Raw genomic sequence first — 15,754 nt, 5'->3', positions numbered from 1 at the left:
GAGGGGAGCCGGTCAGGGGGCGGCGCCGGCGAGCATGTCGCCGGCCGCCGTCCGGCGGTAGACGACCTGCTTGCCGAGGCGCAGGCCCACCGCCAGCCCGCCGTCGCTGAGCACCCCGAGGTGCTGGCTGACCGCGCCCGGGGTGAGCGACATCCGGGCGGCCAGCGCCGAGGTGGTGCTCGGCTCGGCCAGCGCGAGCAGGATCTGCGCCCGGCTGCGGCCGATGAGCGCGGCCAGCGCGCCGGGGGCGGGCGGCGGCCCCTGCTCCCACAGCGTGCCGACGCCGAGCACCGGATAGACGAGCATCGACTGGTACGGAGCCGACATCACGGCCACCGACGGCCAGTAGAACGCGCTCGGCACCAGCAGCAGCCCGTCGCCGTGCAGGCCGCCCGCGTGGCACCAGGGCCGGTCGATGAGCAGCCGCTCCCCCGTCCACTCCACGGCGGGGCCGAGCCCGGCGAACAGCTCCCTGGCCCCGCCCTGGGCGAGCTGGCGGGAGCGGCGCAGCACGTCGCGTTCGAGCAGCCCGTAGACGCGCGGCCAGAACTCCTCGAAGCAGGCCCGCCAGTACGTCTCCAGCGCCCCCGCCACCCGCGCCACGCCGGCCGCCGGGTCCGCCATGAACCGGTCGAGCAGCGCCCGGTCGGCGCCCGCGATGGTCGCGGCCTCCGTGCGGGCGCGTTCCGGCGGCGTGCCGCGGACCTGCTCCAGCTCGGCGGCGAAGTCGGGCAGGGGCGTCTGCGGGGGCGGGGTGATGAAGTCGGCCAGGTAGCCGGTCGGCGGCACCAGCGCGAACAGCTCGTCGAGGTCGAGCCCGGCCAGCCGGGGGCGCACGGCCTTGACCCAGGGCAGGTGGATCGACTGCCTGGAGGGGTCCTGAAGGGTGCGCAGGCTCGCGACCAGCTCCCACATGGGCGAGAACGCGAACCGGATGCGCGCGACGTCCTCCGGCTTGAGGTCCCAGGTGACGGCCATGGTTTTAGTGTGCACTAAATCGATGGCGCCTCGGCCGTCCAGACCTGACCCTTGGTCCGTGTCTAGCACCGCTGTTGAGAAGCCTTCCTTCCTCCGCTCCCAGATCGGCGGACTGCCGCGGCCCTTCTGGGCCCTGTGGAGCGGCACCCTCGTCAACCGCCTGGGCACCCTGGTCATGCCGTTCACCGGCGTGTACCTGACCCACTCCCGCGGCATGTCGGTGACCGCCGTGGGCCTGGTCATGGGCGTCTACGGCGCGGGCTCGCTGCTGTCGCAGATCCTCGCCGGCGTGCTCACCGACCGGATCGGACGCCGGGTCACGCTGGCGGGCGGCATGCTGGCCACCGCGGCCACCATGCTGGCGCTCGGTTACAGCACCTCGCTGCCGGCGATCGTCGCGTCCATGTTCGTGCTCGGGCTGGTGATCGACATCTACCGGCCGGCGTCCAGCGCCCTGGTGGCCGACCTGGTGTCGCCGTCGGAGCGGGCCCGCGCGTACGGGTTGCTGTTCTGGGCGATCAACCTGGGTTACGCGGTCGGCATGACGGCCGGCGGCTGGCTGGCCAGCGTCGGGTTCGCCTGGCTGTTCTGGATCGACGCGGTCTCGTGCCTGGTCTTCGCCGCGCTGGTGTGGCGGGCGGTGCCGGAGACCCGGCCGGCGGCGCGCGAGTCGTCCGGCGGGTTCGGCGTCGTGCTGCGCGACCGGCTGATGGTGGCCTTCACGCTGGTCGTGCTCGGCAACGCGCTGGTCTACCTGCAGACCGTGACCATGCTGCCGGTCGCGATGACGTCGGTGGTGAAGCTGACGCCGGGGCAGTTCGGCCTGGCCATGGCGCTGAACGGGGTGCTGATCGTCGTCGTCCAGCCGCTGGTCTCCGGCTGGCTCGGGCGCAGGGACCCCTCCCGCACGCTCGCGCTCGGGCTGGCGGTCATGGGGGCCGGGTTCGCGCTGACGGCCTTCGTCACCACGACGTTCTGGCTGGCCGTCACGATCGCGGTGTGGACCGTCGGCGAGATCATCACCGCGGGCATCTCCGGGACGATCGTGGCCGCGCTGGCCCCCGAGCACCTGCGGGGGCGGTACTCGGGGCTGTTCGGCTTCGCCTGGTCGCTGGCCTCGGTGCTGGCGCCGCTGATGGGCGGCCCGCTGCTCGCGGCCGGGCCGAAGACGCTGTGGTTCGCCGTGGGCGGCGTCGCGCTGGTCTCGGCGGCCGGCATGCTGGCCCTCGGCCCGGCGATCCGGCGGCGCTGACGCCGGCCTGAGGTCCGGGGCGGCGCCCCACGGAATCCGCCGCCGTTGAGAGAATTTTGATCGGATGTTGGCTTCGTCCCGATAATTTCCTGCCGATCACGGAAGGAAATGGTGGGATGCGCCACGCAGTCTGGGCGCGCCGGGCGGTGACGAGGCTGGCCACTCCCCGCGTCGCGATCGGGATCGCCACGTTCGCCGTCGTGCTGGAGCTGGCCGACATCTGGGTGACCGCCCAGCTGCCGCCGTCGCCGTACACGCCGCTGCCGTTCGCGCCGGAGGACATGGCGGGCACGGCCTTCCCGGTGTTCGGCGCGATCCTCGTGCACAGCAGGCCGCGGCTGGTCATCGGCTGGCTGCTGTGCCTGGGCGGGGCGAGCGCCGCGGCCAACATCCTGTCGGCCAACCTCTACCAGCTGCTCGACGGACGGCCGGGGCCGCGCTGGCCGGTCGTCAACCTGACCTGGAACGTCTGCGAGCTGACCCTCGGCGTCCTGCTGCCGCTGCTGTACCCGGTGGGCAGGCTGCTGTCGCGGCGCTGGCGGGCGGTGATCGCGCTGGCGGTGGCCGGGCAGGCGCTGGACTGGGCCGGGCTGCTGACCGACCGGCCGGAGCTGCGCGAGGCCGGGCACGGCACGCTCTCGGCGAGCATGGTGCTGGCCTTCGCCTCGCTGGTCGTGCGCTTCCGGCGCGGCGACGCGGTCGAGCGGCGGCAGCTCCTGTGGCTGCTGGTGGCCCTGCCGGGCCTGCTGGTGCCCTGGATGCTCGGCGCGGACGTCTGGTGGGTGGCCTCGCTGGCCATTCCGCTGATCCCGGCGGCCATCGCCGTGGCGGTGCTGCGCTACCGGCTGTTCGGCATCGACACGCTGATCAGCAGGGCGCTGGTGGGCACCGGCCTGGCCATGGTGATCACCCTCGTGTACGTGGCGGTCAGCGCGGCGCTCAGCCTGTTCCTGTCGGAGGTGGACCGGATCGCCGGGATCCCGGCGGCCCTGTTCGCCGGGGCGTTCTTCCAGCCGATGCGCCGCGGCCTGCAACGCGGCGTGGACCGCCTGCTGTACGGCAGCACCGGTGTCCCCGGCACGCTGGCCCGGCGGCTGCGGCACCGGCTCCAGCACACCGACCCGGTGCACGGCCTGCTGGCCACGCTCGACGTGCTGCGCGAGGGCCTGTCGGTGACCGGCGTGGCGGTCGAGGCCGACGGCGCGGTCACCACGTCCGGCGTGGTGGGCGCGGCGGCCAGGACGGTCCCGCTGGTGTGGCACGGGGAGCCGGTCGGGCTGCTGCTGATCGGGCCGACGGACCGGCGCAGGTTCCCCGCGGCCCACGACGAGCGGGTGATCGCCACGATCACGCCGTACATCGCCGACGCCGCGCACGCCGTACGGCTGACGGCGGCGTTGCAGCGCTCGCGCGAGCGCATCCTGACCGCGCGGGAGGAGGAACGGCGGCGGCTGCGCCGCGACCTGCACGACGGGCTCGGCCAGTCGCTCACCGGCATGGCCATGTCGATCAACGCCGCCCGGCTGACCGTGCACAGCGCCCCCGAGCAGGCCGACCGGCTGCTGGCCGGGCTGCGCGCCGGCATGGACGCCGTGACCGGCGACATCCGGCAGCTCGTCTACGGCCTGCGCCCGCCCGCCCTGGACGAGCTGGGCCTGGCCGGCGCGATCGAGGAGCTGGCCGGGACGCCGATCGAGACGTCGGGCGAGCTGACCGGCCTGCCCGCCGCGGTCGAGGTCGCGGCCTACCGCATCGTGCAGGAGGCGCTCACCAACGCCCGCAAGCACGCCAGTGCCTCACGGATCACGGTGGCGCTGCGCCGCGACGACCGGCTGCGCGTCACGGTCGCCGACGACGGGATCGGCCTGCCGCCGGACGCGCGGCCCGGCGTCGGGCTGGGCTCGATGCGCGAACGGGCCGCCGAGCTCGGGGGCACCTGCGCCGTACGAGCGGGACCGGAAGGTGGCACGGTTGTCCACGCCGAACTCCCCCTGTGACAATTCGCCATATCCCCGGACGTATTCTCCCTCTACGCTTACCCCTGACATGCTGACATTCACCGCACTGGGACCGTTCCACGCCTGGAGCGACGGCGTCCCCCTCGACCTCGGCGGCCAGCGGCAGCGGGCGGTGCTCGCCCGTCTGCTCGTGGCGGGCGGCCGGGCCGTGCCCGTGCACACCCTCATCGACGAGCTGTGGCCGGGCGATCCGCCCGCGCAGGCCCTGTCCACCATCCAGGGCTACGTCTCCCGGCTGCGGCGTGCGCTGGAGCCCGGCCGCGCGCCGCGTGAGGAGGCCGAGGTGCTGGTCTCGGCCGCGCCCGGCTACGCGCTGCGCGCCGCGCCCGAGCAGGTGGACTCGTGGCGGTTCGAGGGCCTGGTGAAGACCGAGGGGCCGCCGCCGCAGGTGTGGGCGGCCATGGAGAGCGCGCTCGGGCTGTGGCGCGGGCCGGCGCTGGCCGAGTTCGCCGAGCTGACCTGGGCGGCGACCGAGGCGGGCCGGCTGGAGGAGCTGCGGCTGATCGCGGTCGAGCGGCGCGCCGACGCCGGTCTCGCGCTCGGCCGGGCCACCTCCCTGGTCGCCGACCTGGAGGCGCACGCCTCGGCCCATCCGCTGCGCGAGGAGGCGTGGCGGCTGCTGGCCCTCGCGCTGTACCGGATGGGCCGCCAGGGCGACGCGCTGGCCGCGCTGCGCCGGGCCCGCGCGGTGTGGCGGGACGAGCTGGGGCTCGACCTGTCGGCCGGGCTGCGCCGGCTGGAGGCCGACATGCTGGCCCAGCGACTGGAGGAGCCGCCGCCCCCGCCGTCCTCAGCGCCGTCCCCGGCGTCGTCGTCCGCCGCGCCGGCCGCGGCCGCCGGCGAGCGGGTGCTGCGCGTGCTGGTGGCCGACGACCAGGCGCTCGTACGGGCGGGACTGCGCGCCATGCTCGCCAGCGAGGACGGCGTCGCGCTGGCCGGCGAGGCCGCCAACGGCGAGGAGGCCATCGCGGGCGTGCGCGCGCACCGGCCGGACGTCGTGCTGCTCGACATCCAGATGCCGCACCTGGACGGCCTGGCCGCCGCCCGCCGGATCCTGGCCGGGGAACGCCCGCCCAAGGTCGTCATGATGACGACGTTCGGCAGCGACGAGAACCTGTACGCGGCGCTGCGCGCGGGCGTGAGCGGCTTCGTGCTGAAGACCTCGGCCCCCGAGCAGTTCCTGGCCGCCATCAGGGCGGCCGCCGTCGGGGACGCGCTCATCGACCCGGCGGTCACCACCCGGCTGATCTCGGCGTTCGCCGGCCGCACCGACCCGGCCTCGCCGCCGGCGCTGGCCGGGCTCTCCGACGCCCGGCTCGACGTGCTCAAACTCGTCGCGCGCGGGCTGACGAACCGGCAGATCGGCCAGACGCTCGCGCTGCCCGAGGAGGAGGTGTCGGCGCTGGTGAAGTCGCTGCTGGACCACCTGGGGCTGTTCGACCGGGCGCAGCTGGTGATGGCGGCCTACGAGTCCGGATTGGTCACTCCTGGCGACATGGGCCACTTTTCGTCGCTTTGACGATAAAAATCGGGTCGTACTAGGCTAATGACGTGGCACAACTGCGCATAGCCCTGGCACAGACGAACCCGACCGTCGGCGACCTGGCCGCCAACGCCGAGCGGCTGGTCGCGTGGACCCGTGACGCCGCCGAGCGGGGCGCTCACCTCGTCGTCTTCACCGAGATGTTCCTCACCGGCTATCCCGTCGAGGACCTGGTGCTGCGCACGTCCTTCGTGGACGCCAGCATCAGGACCCTGGAGGAGGTGGCGCGCAGGCTCGACCGCGAGGGACTGGGCGACCTCCCCGTGGTCGTCGGCTACGTCGACCGCGCCGGCCTGGCCCCCCGCGTGGGGCAGCCCAAGGGCGCGCCGCTGGACGCGGCCGCGCTGCTGCACAAGGGCGAGGTCGTCACCCGCACGGCCAAGCACCACCTGCCCAACTACGGCGTGTTCGACGAGTACCGCTACTTCGTGCGCGGCGACCGGTTGCCGATCTTCCGGCTGCACGGCGTGGACGTGGCGATCGCGGTCTGCGAGGACCTCTGGCAGGAGGGCGGGCCGGTGTCCGTCGTCGGCCAGGCGGGCGCCGGGCTGCTGGTGGTGCCGAACGCCTCCCCCTACGAGAAGGAGAAGGACGACGTACGGCTGGAGCTGTGCGCCCGCAGGGCGCGCGAGGCCGGCTGCGCGCTCGCCTACGTCAACCAGGTCGGCGGCCAGGACGAGCTGGTCTTCGACGGCGACTCGATCGTCGTGGACGGCTCGGGCGAGCTGGTCGCGCGGGCCGGTCAGTTCCGTGAGGAGCTGCTGGTCGTGGACCTCGACCTGCCGGTCGCCGACGCCGAGCCCGGGACGTTCCCCCACGACGCCCTCGACGGCACCACGATCACCGTGGAGCGCCGGGTGCTCTCGCAGGAGCCCGTGGCGCCCTACCCGGCGGCGCCCGCCCCCGTCGCCGAGCGGCTCGACCTGGCCGCCGAGGTGTACTCGGCCCTGGTGCTCGCGGTACGCGACTACGTGGCCAAGAACGGCTTCCAGTCGGTCATCCTGGGCCTGTCCGGCGGCATCGACTCGGCCCTGACGGCGGCCATCGCCTCCGACGCGATCGGCCCGTCCCGGGTCCACGTCGTGCTCATGCCCTCGCGCTACTCCTCCGACCACTCGCTGGCAGACGCCGAGGACCTGGTGGCCAGGCAGGGCATCAACTCCAGGATCGCGCCGATCGCCGAGATCGTCACGGCCTTCGAGAAGGAGATCGAGCTGTCCGGCCTGGCCGCGGAGAACCTCCAGGCCAGGGTGCGCGGCATGATCCTCATGGGCCTGTCGAACGAGCACGGCCACCTGGTGCTCACCACCGGCAACAAGAGCGAGCTGGCGACCGGCTACTCCACCCTCTACGGCGACTCGGCCGGCGGCTTCGCCCCGATCAAGGACGTGCCGAAGACGATGGTGTGGGAGCTGGCCAGGTGGCGCAACGCGCACACCTGCGAGGGCTTCCTGATGGCCGTCGAGCAGCCGATCCCGGAGAACTCGATCACCAAGGAGCCCAGCGCCGAGCTGCGTCCCGACCAGCGCGACACCGACTCGCTGCCACCGTACGAGGTGCTGGACCGGCTGCTGGACGACTACGTGGAGAAGGACATGGGCTCGCAGGAGCTCATCGCGGCCGGGCACGACCCGGCGCTGGTCACGCGGGTGATCAGGCTGGTGGACCTGGCGGAGTACAAGCGCCGCCAGTACCCGCCGGGCCCGAAGATCACGCCGAAGAACTTCGGGCGCGACCGCCGTCTGCCCATCACCAACCGGTGGCGGGAGACGACCGGCTGACCCACCGCTCTCGTCCACCCGCGAGAGGACGGGCTGCTCCGCCCGCCTTCTTCGGCAGACGACCGGCAGGCTCGCCCGCCCCCGCCACTCCGGAGGGGCGGGCGGATTGTCGGTCGCGCGTGACAGGGTGGGCGCGTGGCACAACCGCTCAAAGACCTGATCAACGCCCGGTCCGTCTCGGTGCTGGCCGGCGGCATGGCCGCCGTGTGGCCGTCGTTCCCGCGCGCCCGGTTCACCGAGCACGCCCTGGCCGGGCTCGGCCCGCTGGAGCTGAAGGGCCGCGTCAGGCACGTCTCCGCGGCCCTCCACGACGCCCTCCCGCTGCCCTACCCGCGCGCCGCCGAGCTGGTGCGGGCCTGCGCCGCGCGGGGGGAGCTCGACCTGTGGAGCGGCTGGCCGCTCACCGACCACACCGCCGTCCACGGGCTCGGCCACCTGGAGGCGGCGATGGCCACGCTGGCGGCGCTCACGCCGTACTCGACGGGCGAGTTCGCCGTGCGCCCCTACCTCGACCGCCACCGCGACGACGCCCTCAAGATCATGTACGGCTGGGCCGAGTCCCCCGACGAGCACCTGCGCCGCCTGGCCTCCGAAGGCTCCCGGCCGCGCCTGCCGTGGGCGCCGCGAGTCGGCTGGCTGATGGCGCCCGGCCCCACCCTGCCCCTGCTCGACCTGCTGCGCGACGACCCGAGCGAATACGTCCGCCGCTCGGTCGCCAACCACGTCAACGACCTGGCCAAGGACCACCCCGACGCGGCGCTCGCCGTGCTGGCCCGCTGGCGGGCGGGCGGCGGCTCGCACGTCGAGCGGGTCGTCCGCCACGCGGTGCGCGGGCTGCTGCGGTCCGGGCATCCCGAGGCGCTCGCGCTGCTGGGCGCCACGCCGGGCAGCGGCTCGGCGCGGGCGCTCACCCTGGAGTCCGACACGGTCGCCGTCGGCGGCAGCCTGACCTTCACCGTCACGGTCACGGCGGGCGCGCCCGGCCCGCTGGTGCTCAAGTACGCCGTCCGCCGGGCGGGCTCGCGCCGCGTCTTCCACCTGGGCGAACGCTCGGCCACCGCCGAGGGGGCGGCGTTCACGCTGCGCAAGAGCCATTCCTTCCGCCCGGTCACCACCCGCAACGAGCCGCCCGGCCCGCGCGAGCTCGACGTCATCGTCAACGGCCGCGTGGCCGCCACCGTGCCCTTCACCCTGACCAGCGCCCCCGGCCCGACGGCGCAGGCGGCGCAGGCGGCGCAGGGCATGGCGCGGCAGTAGGGCACAGGCCCCCGGAACGACGAACGGAGGCCGTCCCGAGGGACGCGCCTCCGTGACGGGTGAGGGCGGTTCAGGGCTCGGCGCGGTCTCCGGCCAGCCCGAGCAGGACCATGTCGACCACCCGTTCGGCCAGGTCGGCCGGGAGGTCGCCAGCCGGACCCCACTTCGACTGCCACATCATCGTGCCGGAGAACAGGGCCATCGCCAGGTCGACGTCGAGGCCGGGCCGGAGCTCGCCGGTGGCGACGCCGCGCTCGACCACCGAGCGCAGCGCCTCCCTGCGCGGTTCGACGGCCCGCTTCACGAAGCGCTCCATCAGCCGGGGATAACGATCGGCCTCGCTCATCGCGATGTTCATCACGCACCGGGTGCGGGCCTGGCCCGCCTCCCGGCGCATCGCGTCGAGCAGGACGATCAGGTCGTCGCGCACGGAGATGCCGGACAGCGGCGGGAGCGGCGCCTTCAGCGTGGACAGGGCGTCGACGACCAGGTCCTCCTTGTTGGACCAGCGCCGGTAGATCGTGGTCTTGCCGACGCCCGCCCGCGACGCGATGGCCTCGATCGACAGCTCCGACACCCCCATGCCCTCGCCGATCAGGTCGAGGGTCGCGTCGATGATCGCCTTCTCGGCCTTCTCGCTGCGCGGACGGCCCGCCGGGCGGGCAGTCCCTGAATCCTGGATCGTCATCGCGGCCTCACACTACCGCTGGTTCCTTCTGTTCCGCCTGCTGGACCGGGCGCGCCTTGCCCGGCATCCACTTGGCCACCACCGCGACGCCCACCAGGCCGATCACGGCCGACACGATCGCCGTGACGTGCATGCCGTCGACGAAGGCGGCGAAGGCGGGCTTGATCAGCGCATGGCCGCGCTCGCCGAGCTTCCCGGCGAACTCCATCGTCGCCATGATCGACTCACCGGCGGCGTGCGGGGCGCCGGCCGGGAGCGCCGAGGCGATCTCGCCGCGGTAGCTGCTGGACAGGACCGAGCCGAGCACGGCCACGCCGAGCGCGCCGGCGACCTGGCGGACGGTGTTGCTCATGGCCGAGCCCACACCGGCCTTCTCCCTGGGCAGCGCCTCCATGATGGCGGTGGTCGCGGGCGGCATGATGTTCGCCATCGCCGCACCCTGGACGAAGAAGATGATCTCGATCAGCACCACGGGCGTGTCGACGTCCATCAGCGCGTAGCTGCCCAGCGCCGCGGTCACCACGAGCATGCTGACCGTGGCCGACAGCTTGGCGCCGAAGAGCTGGTTCACCCGCTGGCTGAGCGGCGCGAAGATGAGCTGCGCGGCGGCGAACGGGATCATCAGGGCCCCCGCCTGGATCGGGCTGAAGCCCAGCACGATCTGCAGGTAGAAGGTCAGGAAGAACATCCCGCCCATCATCGCGAAGAAGACCAGGCCCATCATCCCGATGGCCGAGCTGAACCGTACGTTGCTGAAGTTGCGCACGTCGAACACCGGGTTGTCGATGCGACGCTCCCACCACACGAACACGCCCAGCACGAGCAGGCCGGCCACCGTCGGGACGATCACCTCGGCGCTGGCCAGGGTGCCCAGGTCGCCGCCGCGGATGATGCCGTAGACCAGCGCGACCAGACCGATGATCGACAGCAGCACGCCCACCGGGTCGAGCCTGGACGGCTTCGGGTCACGCGACTCGGGCACGAAGGCGGCGATGAGGAACATGCTGATCACCACGATCGGCACGTTGATCAGGAACACCGAGCCCCACCAGAAGTGCTCGATGAGCAGGCCGCCGGTGATCGGGCCGATCGCCACCGCGAGCCCCACGCCGCCGGCCCAGATGCCGATCGCCTTGCCACGCTCGCCGGGCGGGAACACGTTGGAGATGATCGCCAGCGTGGCCGGCATGATCGCCGCGCCGCCGATGCCCATCGCCGCCCTGGCGAGGATCAGCTGCATCGGGTCCTGGGAGTAGGCGCTGGCCAGCGAGGCCAGGCCGAACAGCGCCATGCCGATGAACAACATGCGCTTGCGGCCCGTGCGGTCGCCGATCACGCCGAAGGTGAACAGCAGCCCGGCGAACACCAGCGTGTAGGAGTTGATCGCCCACTCCAGCTGGCCCTGCGTCGCGCCCAAGCCGGCATGGGGGTCGGCGATGGTCTTCATCGCCACGTTGAGGATCGTGTTGTCCAGCACGACCGCCAGGAGGCTGAACACCAGCACTCCCAGGATGCCCCACCTGCGTGGATGCCCCGCGTTCTGATCCATGAGAACGTCCTTAATTTCGATACGACCAAGTTTCGCAACGACACCGTATCGCAAGGTATTCCGATACGCAACGGTCTCGTTTCGTAACTTTCGCCTGACGGGCGGAGTGCGCACGGGGAAACAAACGGGAAACCCCGTTCACCCCCCGCACAGGGCGTCACAAGGCCCTGCGGACACCGCTGACAGGCCCCCCGGCCCGAACGGCCGGCAGGCCGGAACCGCCGCCGGATCAGCTCTTGGTCGCCGCCGGAGGCAGCACGTGCTCCTTGGCGTCGCCCGGCAGGCCCGCGACCGGCGTGCCGGCGGCCGGCGGACGCCGCCGCCACAGCGGCAGCGCGACCACCACCATGACCACCCCGACCAGCCCCGCCACCACGAACGCCCACGTCGGCCCGCTGCCGTCGATGATCGCCCCGGCGATCGGCGAGGACGCGGCACCGCCGATGAGCAGGGCCGTGCCGTGCAGGCCCATCGCCTCACCCCTGGCCGCGGCGGGCACCCAGCGGCTGAGCACGTCGACGGTGGAGGACAGCGCCGGGGCGCACAGCAGGCCGGCGGGCAGCATCGCCAGGATCAGCCACCGCCAGTCGGCGCCGGCCAGGCCCACGGGGATGGTCAGCAGACCCATGCCCGCGATGAGCACCAGGGGCGAGAAGCCGCGCGACAGCCCGCCGTAGACGAAGCCCCCGACCAGCGAGTAGAGGCACCAGATCGCCACGGCGAGGCCCACCCACTGCGTCTCGCCCGCGGTGTTGATGGTGGCCACCAGCCCGAGCTCGGTCGCGGTGAGGATGAACGTGGCCGCCGCCGTGGTGCCGAGCAGCGCGACGAAGCCCGGCGTGAGCCACTGCCGCCGCGGCACCTTCACCACCGGCTCCTCCAGCTCGACGGCCGACCGGGTGGGCGGGTTGAACACGATCAGGCCGAGGCCCGCGGCCGTGATGCCGACGCCGATGAGGGCCAGCGTCGTCGTGCTGCCCAGCGTGGTGATGCCGGCCGCGGCGAGCGCGGGACCGGTCATGTACGACAGCTCGACCAGCATCGAGTCGAGCGTGAACCCGGTGCGCCGCTGCTCCGGCGGCACCAGCGCGGCCAGCGACTGCCTGGTCACGCTGAACACCGGCAGGTTGAGCAGGCCCGCCACGGCCGCCGCGACGGCGAGGGCGGGCAGCGGCAGCGCCCACGCGCACGACCAGAACACCGCCTGGGCCAGGGTGGTGACGACGAGCACGGGACGCACCCCGTGGCGGTCGACGAACCGGCCCGACAGCGGCGAGCCGACGGCCATGCCGACCGTGCTGGCCATCGTCACCACGCCGGCCTCGACGTAGCCGAGGCGCAGCCCGAAGACCACGTGGAGGGTGAGCGCCATTCCCATGGCGGTGGCCGGGACGCGCGCGAGCATCCCCACCAGGAGCAGAGTGCGGACGCCGGGCAGCCGGAAGAGCCTGCGGTATTGGTCGAGAGCCATGGTGTGTCGTTTACCTCCGCGTCGATTGTGTCAAGAGGCACCGACAGTTTCGCCACTGGATTTCCCCTCATGACATCATCGAAGGAGTCCGGGGACGTCACTGGGACGCCTCGAGACGTTTCTGGAGGTAGTCCATGTCATCTACCACGTCTTCCACCACGCTGTACGGCGGCGCGTCGGGCCGCCGGGTCACCGTCCGCGACCTCGCGGCGGCCAAGGAGCGCGGAGAGCGGTGGCCCATGGTCACCGCCTACGACGCGATGACGGCCCGGGTGTTCGACCAGGCGGGCGTGCCCGTGCTGCTGGTCGGCGACTCCGCGGCCATGGTCGTCTACGGCTTCGACTCCACTCTCCCGGTCACCCTCGACCACCTCGTCCCGCTCACCGCGGCCGTGGTGCGGGGGTCGTCGCGGGCGCTGGTCGTGGCGGACCTGCCGTTCGGGTCGTACCAGGGGTCGCCGCAGCAGGCGCTGGAGTCGGCGGCCAGGTTCATGAAGGAGGCGGGGGCGCACGCGGTCAAGCTGGAGGGCGGCCGGCGGGTGCTGCCGCAGGTCGAGGCGCTGGTGTCGGCGGGCGTGCCGGTCATGGCGCACCTCGGGCTCACGCCGCAGTCGGTCAACGCGCTCGGCGGCTACCGGGTGCAGGGGCGCGGCCAGTCGGGCGACGAGCTGATGGCCGACGCCAAGGACCTGGAGCGGGCCGGGGCGTTCGCGGTGGTGCTGGAGTGCGTGCCGGCCGATCTGGCCCACCGGGTGACCACGTCGCTGTCGATCCCCACGGTCGGCATCGGGGCAGGGCCGTCCACGGACGCGCAGGTCCTGGTGTGGCAGGACATGATGGGGCTGACGCCGCGCCCGGCCAAGTTCGTCAAGCGCTACTTCGACCTGGCCTCGGAGATGGACCGCGCGGTGCGGGCCTTCGCCGACGAGGTGACCTCGGGGGCCTTCCCGGCCCCCGAGCACACCTACTGCTGACGCCTACAGCCGGCCGCGCGCCCCGCGCATCCGGGACGGGCTCACCCCGCCGCGCCGGAGAGCGTGGCGGGGTCGGTGTTGGAGCCGCAGACCACGACGGCCACCCGCTCACCCGCCGCGGGCCGGTAGGCCCCCGACAGCAGCGCCGCGTACGCCGCCGCGCCCGCGGGCTCGGCCACCAGCCGGTGCCGCTCCCACAACGTCCGCCGGGCCGCGACGATCGCGTCGTCGTCCACCAGGACGCTGTCCACCCCGGCCCCCGACAACACCTCGAACGCCAGCCCGCCGAGCTGCGTGGCGCCCAGCGCGTCGGCCGCCACGCCGCCCACCTGCACCGGCACCGGACGGCCGGCGCGCAGCGCCTCGTGCAGCGTGGGGATGGCGTACGGCTCCACCGCCACGATCCGCGGCGCGTCACCCCCGGCCCGGGCCCCCAGGGTGATCCCGCCGGCGAGCCCGCCGCCGCCCACGGCCACCACCACCGTGTCCACGCCCCCGGTCTGCTCCATGATCTCCAGCCCGGTCGTGCCCTGCCCGGCCAGCACCTCGGCCTGGTCGTAGGCGTGCACGGCCAGCGCGCCCGTCTCGGCGGCCCGCTTGGCGGCGGCCTCCGCGGCCTCGGAGTAGATCGCCCCGGTCTGGGTGGTGTGCGCGCCGAGCGCCTTGAGCCCGGCCACCTTCACCGGGTTCGTCACCTCCGGCACGAAGATCTCGGCCCGCACGCCGAGCGCCCTGGCGGCATGGGCGACGGCCAATCCGTGGTTGCCGCCGCTGGCCGCGATGACCCCGGCGGCGGGCAACGGGCCGGCCGACAGGATGCGGTTGAAGGCCCCCCGCACCTTGAAGGAGCCCGAGTGCTGCAGCAACTCCAGTTTCAGTGACAGGCCCGGCGAGATCTCCAGGACGGGCGTGCGCAGCACGTGCCCTTCGATCCGGCCGGCCGCGTCGAGGACGTCCTGGTAAGTGACGGTGGTCACGGCTCTCCTTCGGTCGTGCGCCCGCGATCGGCGGGCATGAGCCGACGCTATCCGAGCGCCTGGGCCACGTCTGCCCACAGGTCCTCGGGATGCTCGATGCCCACGGCCACGCGCACCATGCCCTCGCTCACGCCGTGCCTGGCCAGGTCCTCGGGGCCGAGGAAGCGGTGGGAGGTGGTGGCGGGCTGCATGACGCGGGTCTCGACGCCGCCGAGCGAGGGGGCGATGCGCGCCAGCCGTACGGACCGCATGAACGCCTCCCCCGCCGCCCGCCCGCCGGCCAGCTCGAAGGAGAACACGCCGCCGAAGGCGGGCAGCAACTTGGCGGCCAGCTCGTACGACGGATGCGCGGGCAGCCCCGGCCAGTGGACGGCCGACACGGCGGGGTGCTCGGCGATCCGCCGGGCCAGGAGGTCGGCGTTGGCGCAGTGGCGTTCCATGCGCAGCGGCAGCGTCTGGATCCCGCGCAGCGTCAGCCATGCCGTGAAGGGCGCGGCCGCGGCGCCCAGTTCGGTGGCGAAGTGCCAGACCCTGCCGTACAGGTCGGGGTCGGCGAAGACGGCGATGCCGCCGATCACGTCGCCGTGGCCGGACAGGTACTTGGTGGCGGAGTGCACGACGACGTCGGCGCCGTGCTCAAGGGGGCGGCAGAGCACGGGCGTGGCGAAGGTGTTGTCCACCACCGACAGGACGCCCAGCTCGCGGGCCGTGGCGCACATCGCGGGCAGGTCGGCGACCAGCCCCATCGGGTTGCTGATGGTCTCCAGGTAGACCAGCCGCGTCTCGGGCCGGACGGCGGCGCGCAGCGCGGCGGGGTCGTTCTCGGGGACGTGGGTGACGGCGATGCCGAACCTGCCGGCCAGGTCGTTGAGCATCGTGGCGGTGCCGCCGTACAGGGAGCGCTGGGCGATGAGGTGGTCGCCGGGCTTGAGCAGGGCGAGCAGCACGGTGTTGATCGCGCCCATGCCGGAGGCGGCGGCCAGCGCGGCGGCGCCGCCCTCCAGGCCGGACACCGCCAGCTCCAGGGCGCGCACGGTGGGGTTGGTGTCGCGCCCGTAGACGAAGGCGTCGTCGGGACGGGTCATCGCCACGCCCATCAGCTCCGGGTCGTCGAAGGCGAACCCGGCGCTCTGGTAGATGGGCATGCCGATCGGCCGGCTGCCCTCGACCGGGGGCTGCGGCAGGTGGACGGCACGCGTCTCAGGGCGAAAATCACTCATGTCATCGAATATCCCCCGGATTGGTGTGCGGGTGCAGAGCCAATAC

The 15,754-nt window shown here is 73.2% G+C and carries 12 protein-coding genes; 6 read left to right on the top strand and 6 right to left on the bottom strand.

Annotation, left to right across the window (positions count from 1 at the left end; all coding sequences use genetic code 11):
- Window positions 1–12 precede the first annotated feature (12 nt).
- Window positions 13–978, bottom strand: coding sequence for a DUF5937 family protein (locus ACIBQ6_RS17170; RefSeq protein ID WP_397212898.1), 966 nt, complete (start codon window positions 976–978; stop codon window positions 13–15).
- A gap of 58 nt (window positions 979–1,036) precedes the next feature.
- Between ACIBQ6_RS17170 and ACIBQ6_RS17165 the strand changes: the two genes are divergently transcribed.
- The 5 genes from ACIBQ6_RS17165 (at window position 1,037) to ACIBQ6_RS17145 (ending at window position 8,829) form a co-directional block, all read left to right on the top strand.
- Window positions 1,037–2,230, top strand: a complete 1,194-nt coding sequence (locus ACIBQ6_RS17165; protein ID WP_397212896.1) for an MDR family MFS transporter — start codon at window positions 1,037–1,039, stop codon at window positions 2,228–2,230.
- A 116-nt stretch (window positions 2,231–2,346) separates the two neighbouring features.
- Window positions 2,347–4,227 carry an ATP-binding protein gene (locus ACIBQ6_RS17160; RefSeq protein WP_358294227.1) on the top strand — a complete coding sequence of 627 codons (1,881 nt, stop codon included), beginning with the start codon at window positions 2,347–2,349 and terminating at the stop codon, window positions 4,225–4,227.
- A gap of 49 nt (window positions 4,228–4,276) precedes the next feature.
- The gene (locus ACIBQ6_RS17155) at window positions 4,277–5,767 is read left to right on the top strand and encodes a BTAD domain-containing putative transcriptional regulator (RefSeq protein WP_397212894.1); all 1,491 of its coding nucleotides are present in this window, start codon (window positions 4,277–4,279) and stop codon (window positions 5,765–5,767) included.
- Between the two features lie 32 nt (window positions 5,768–5,799).
- Window positions 5,800–7,572, top strand: a complete 1,773-nt coding sequence (locus ACIBQ6_RS17150; protein WP_358294231.1) for an NAD+ synthase — start codon at window positions 5,800–5,802, stop codon at window positions 7,570–7,572.
- 135 nt (window positions 7,573–7,707) lie between these two features.
- Window positions 7,708–8,829 (top strand): DNA alkylation repair protein, encoded by a 1,122-nt coding sequence (locus ACIBQ6_RS17145; RefSeq protein ID WP_397212892.1) that lies wholly within the window; start codon window positions 7,708–7,710, stop codon window positions 8,827–8,829.
- A gap of 70 nt (window positions 8,830–8,899) precedes the next feature.
- On the opposite strand, the gene ACIBQ6_RS17140 is transcribed toward ACIBQ6_RS17145, so the two are convergent.
- The 3 genes from ACIBQ6_RS17140 to ACIBQ6_RS17130 form a co-directional block, all read right to left on the bottom strand.
- The gene (locus tag ACIBQ6_RS17140) at window positions 8,900–9,517 is read right to left on the bottom strand and encodes a TetR/AcrR family transcriptional regulator (RefSeq protein ID WP_397212889.1); all 618 of its coding nucleotides are present in this window, start codon (window positions 9,515–9,517) and stop codon (window positions 8,900–8,902) included.
- Window positions 9,518–9,524: 7 nt separating this feature from the next.
- Window positions 9,525–11,066, bottom strand: coding sequence for an MFS transporter (locus ACIBQ6_RS17135; protein ID WP_397212887.1), 1,542 nt, complete (start codon window positions 11,064–11,066; stop codon window positions 9,525–9,527).
- A 229-nt stretch (window positions 11,067–11,295) separates the two neighbouring features.
- The gene (locus ACIBQ6_RS17130) at window positions 11,296–12,537 is read right to left on the bottom strand and encodes an MFS transporter (protein WP_397212885.1); all 1,242 of its coding nucleotides are present in this window, start codon (window positions 12,535–12,537) and stop codon (window positions 11,296–11,298) included.
- A 134-nt stretch (window positions 12,538–12,671) separates the two neighbouring features.
- Between ACIBQ6_RS17130 and panB the strand changes: the two genes are divergently transcribed.
- Entirely contained in the window at window positions 12,672–13,511 is an 840-nt protein-coding gene (gene panB, locus ACIBQ6_RS17125) for a 3-methyl-2-oxobutanoate hydroxymethyltransferase (protein WP_397212883.1), read from the top strand.
- 41 nt (window positions 13,512–13,552) lie between these two features.
- Here panB and ACIBQ6_RS17120 read toward each other — a convergent pair whose 3' ends face one another.
- On the bottom strand, window positions 13,553–14,488 hold the full coding sequence (locus ACIBQ6_RS17120; RefSeq protein WP_358294240.1) for a serine/threonine dehydratase: 936 nt from the start codon (window positions 14,486–14,488) through the stop codon (window positions 13,553–13,555).
- A gap of 47 nt (window positions 14,489–14,535) precedes the next feature.
- Entirely contained in the window at window positions 14,536–15,708 is a 1,173-nt protein-coding gene (locus ACIBQ6_RS17115; protein ID WP_357992889.1) for an aminotransferase class I/II-fold pyridoxal phosphate-dependent enzyme, read from the bottom strand.
- Window positions 15,709–15,754 lie beyond the last annotated feature (46 nt).

The organism is Nonomuraea sp. NPDC049655 (assembly GCF_044465465.1).
Taxonomy (GTDB): domain Bacteria; phylum Actinomycetota; class Actinomycetes; order Streptosporangiales; family Streptosporangiaceae; genus Nonomuraea.
Note: the sequence above shows the minus strand (reverse complement) of the source record. Positions and strands in the feature narration are given on the sequence as shown.

Coding starts and splice junctions, on each gene's coding strand:
- ACIBQ6_RS17170 (WP_397212898.1), bottom strand. CDS start 978: ATGGCCGTCACCTGGGACCTCAAGCCGGAGGACGTCGCGCGCATCCGG.
- ACIBQ6_RS17160 (WP_358294227.1), top strand. CDS start 2,347: ATGCGCCACGCAGTCTGGGCGCGCCGGGCGGTGACGAGGCTGGCCACT.
- ACIBQ6_RS17155 (WP_397212894.1), top strand. CDS start 4,277: ATGCTGACATTCACCGCACTGGGACCGTTCCACGCCTGGAGCGACGGC.
- ACIBQ6_RS17140 (WP_397212889.1), bottom strand. CDS start 9,517: ATGACGATCCAGGATTCAGGGACTGCCCGCCCGGCGGGCCGTCCGCGC.
- ACIBQ6_RS17135 (WP_397212887.1), bottom strand. CDS start 11,066: ATGGATCAGAACGCGGGGCATCCACGCAGGTGGGGCATCCTGGGAGTG.
- ACIBQ6_RS17130 (WP_397212885.1), bottom strand. CDS start 12,537: ATGGCTCTCGACCAATACCGCAGGCTCTTCCGGCTGCCCGGCGTCCGC.
- panB (WP_397212883.1), top strand. CDS start 12,672: ATGTCATCTACCACGTCTTCCACCACGCTGTACGGCGGCGCGTCGGGC.
- ACIBQ6_RS17115 (WP_357992889.1), bottom strand. CDS start 15,708: ATGAGTGATTTTCGCCCTGAGACGCGTGCCGTCCACCTGCCGCAGCCC.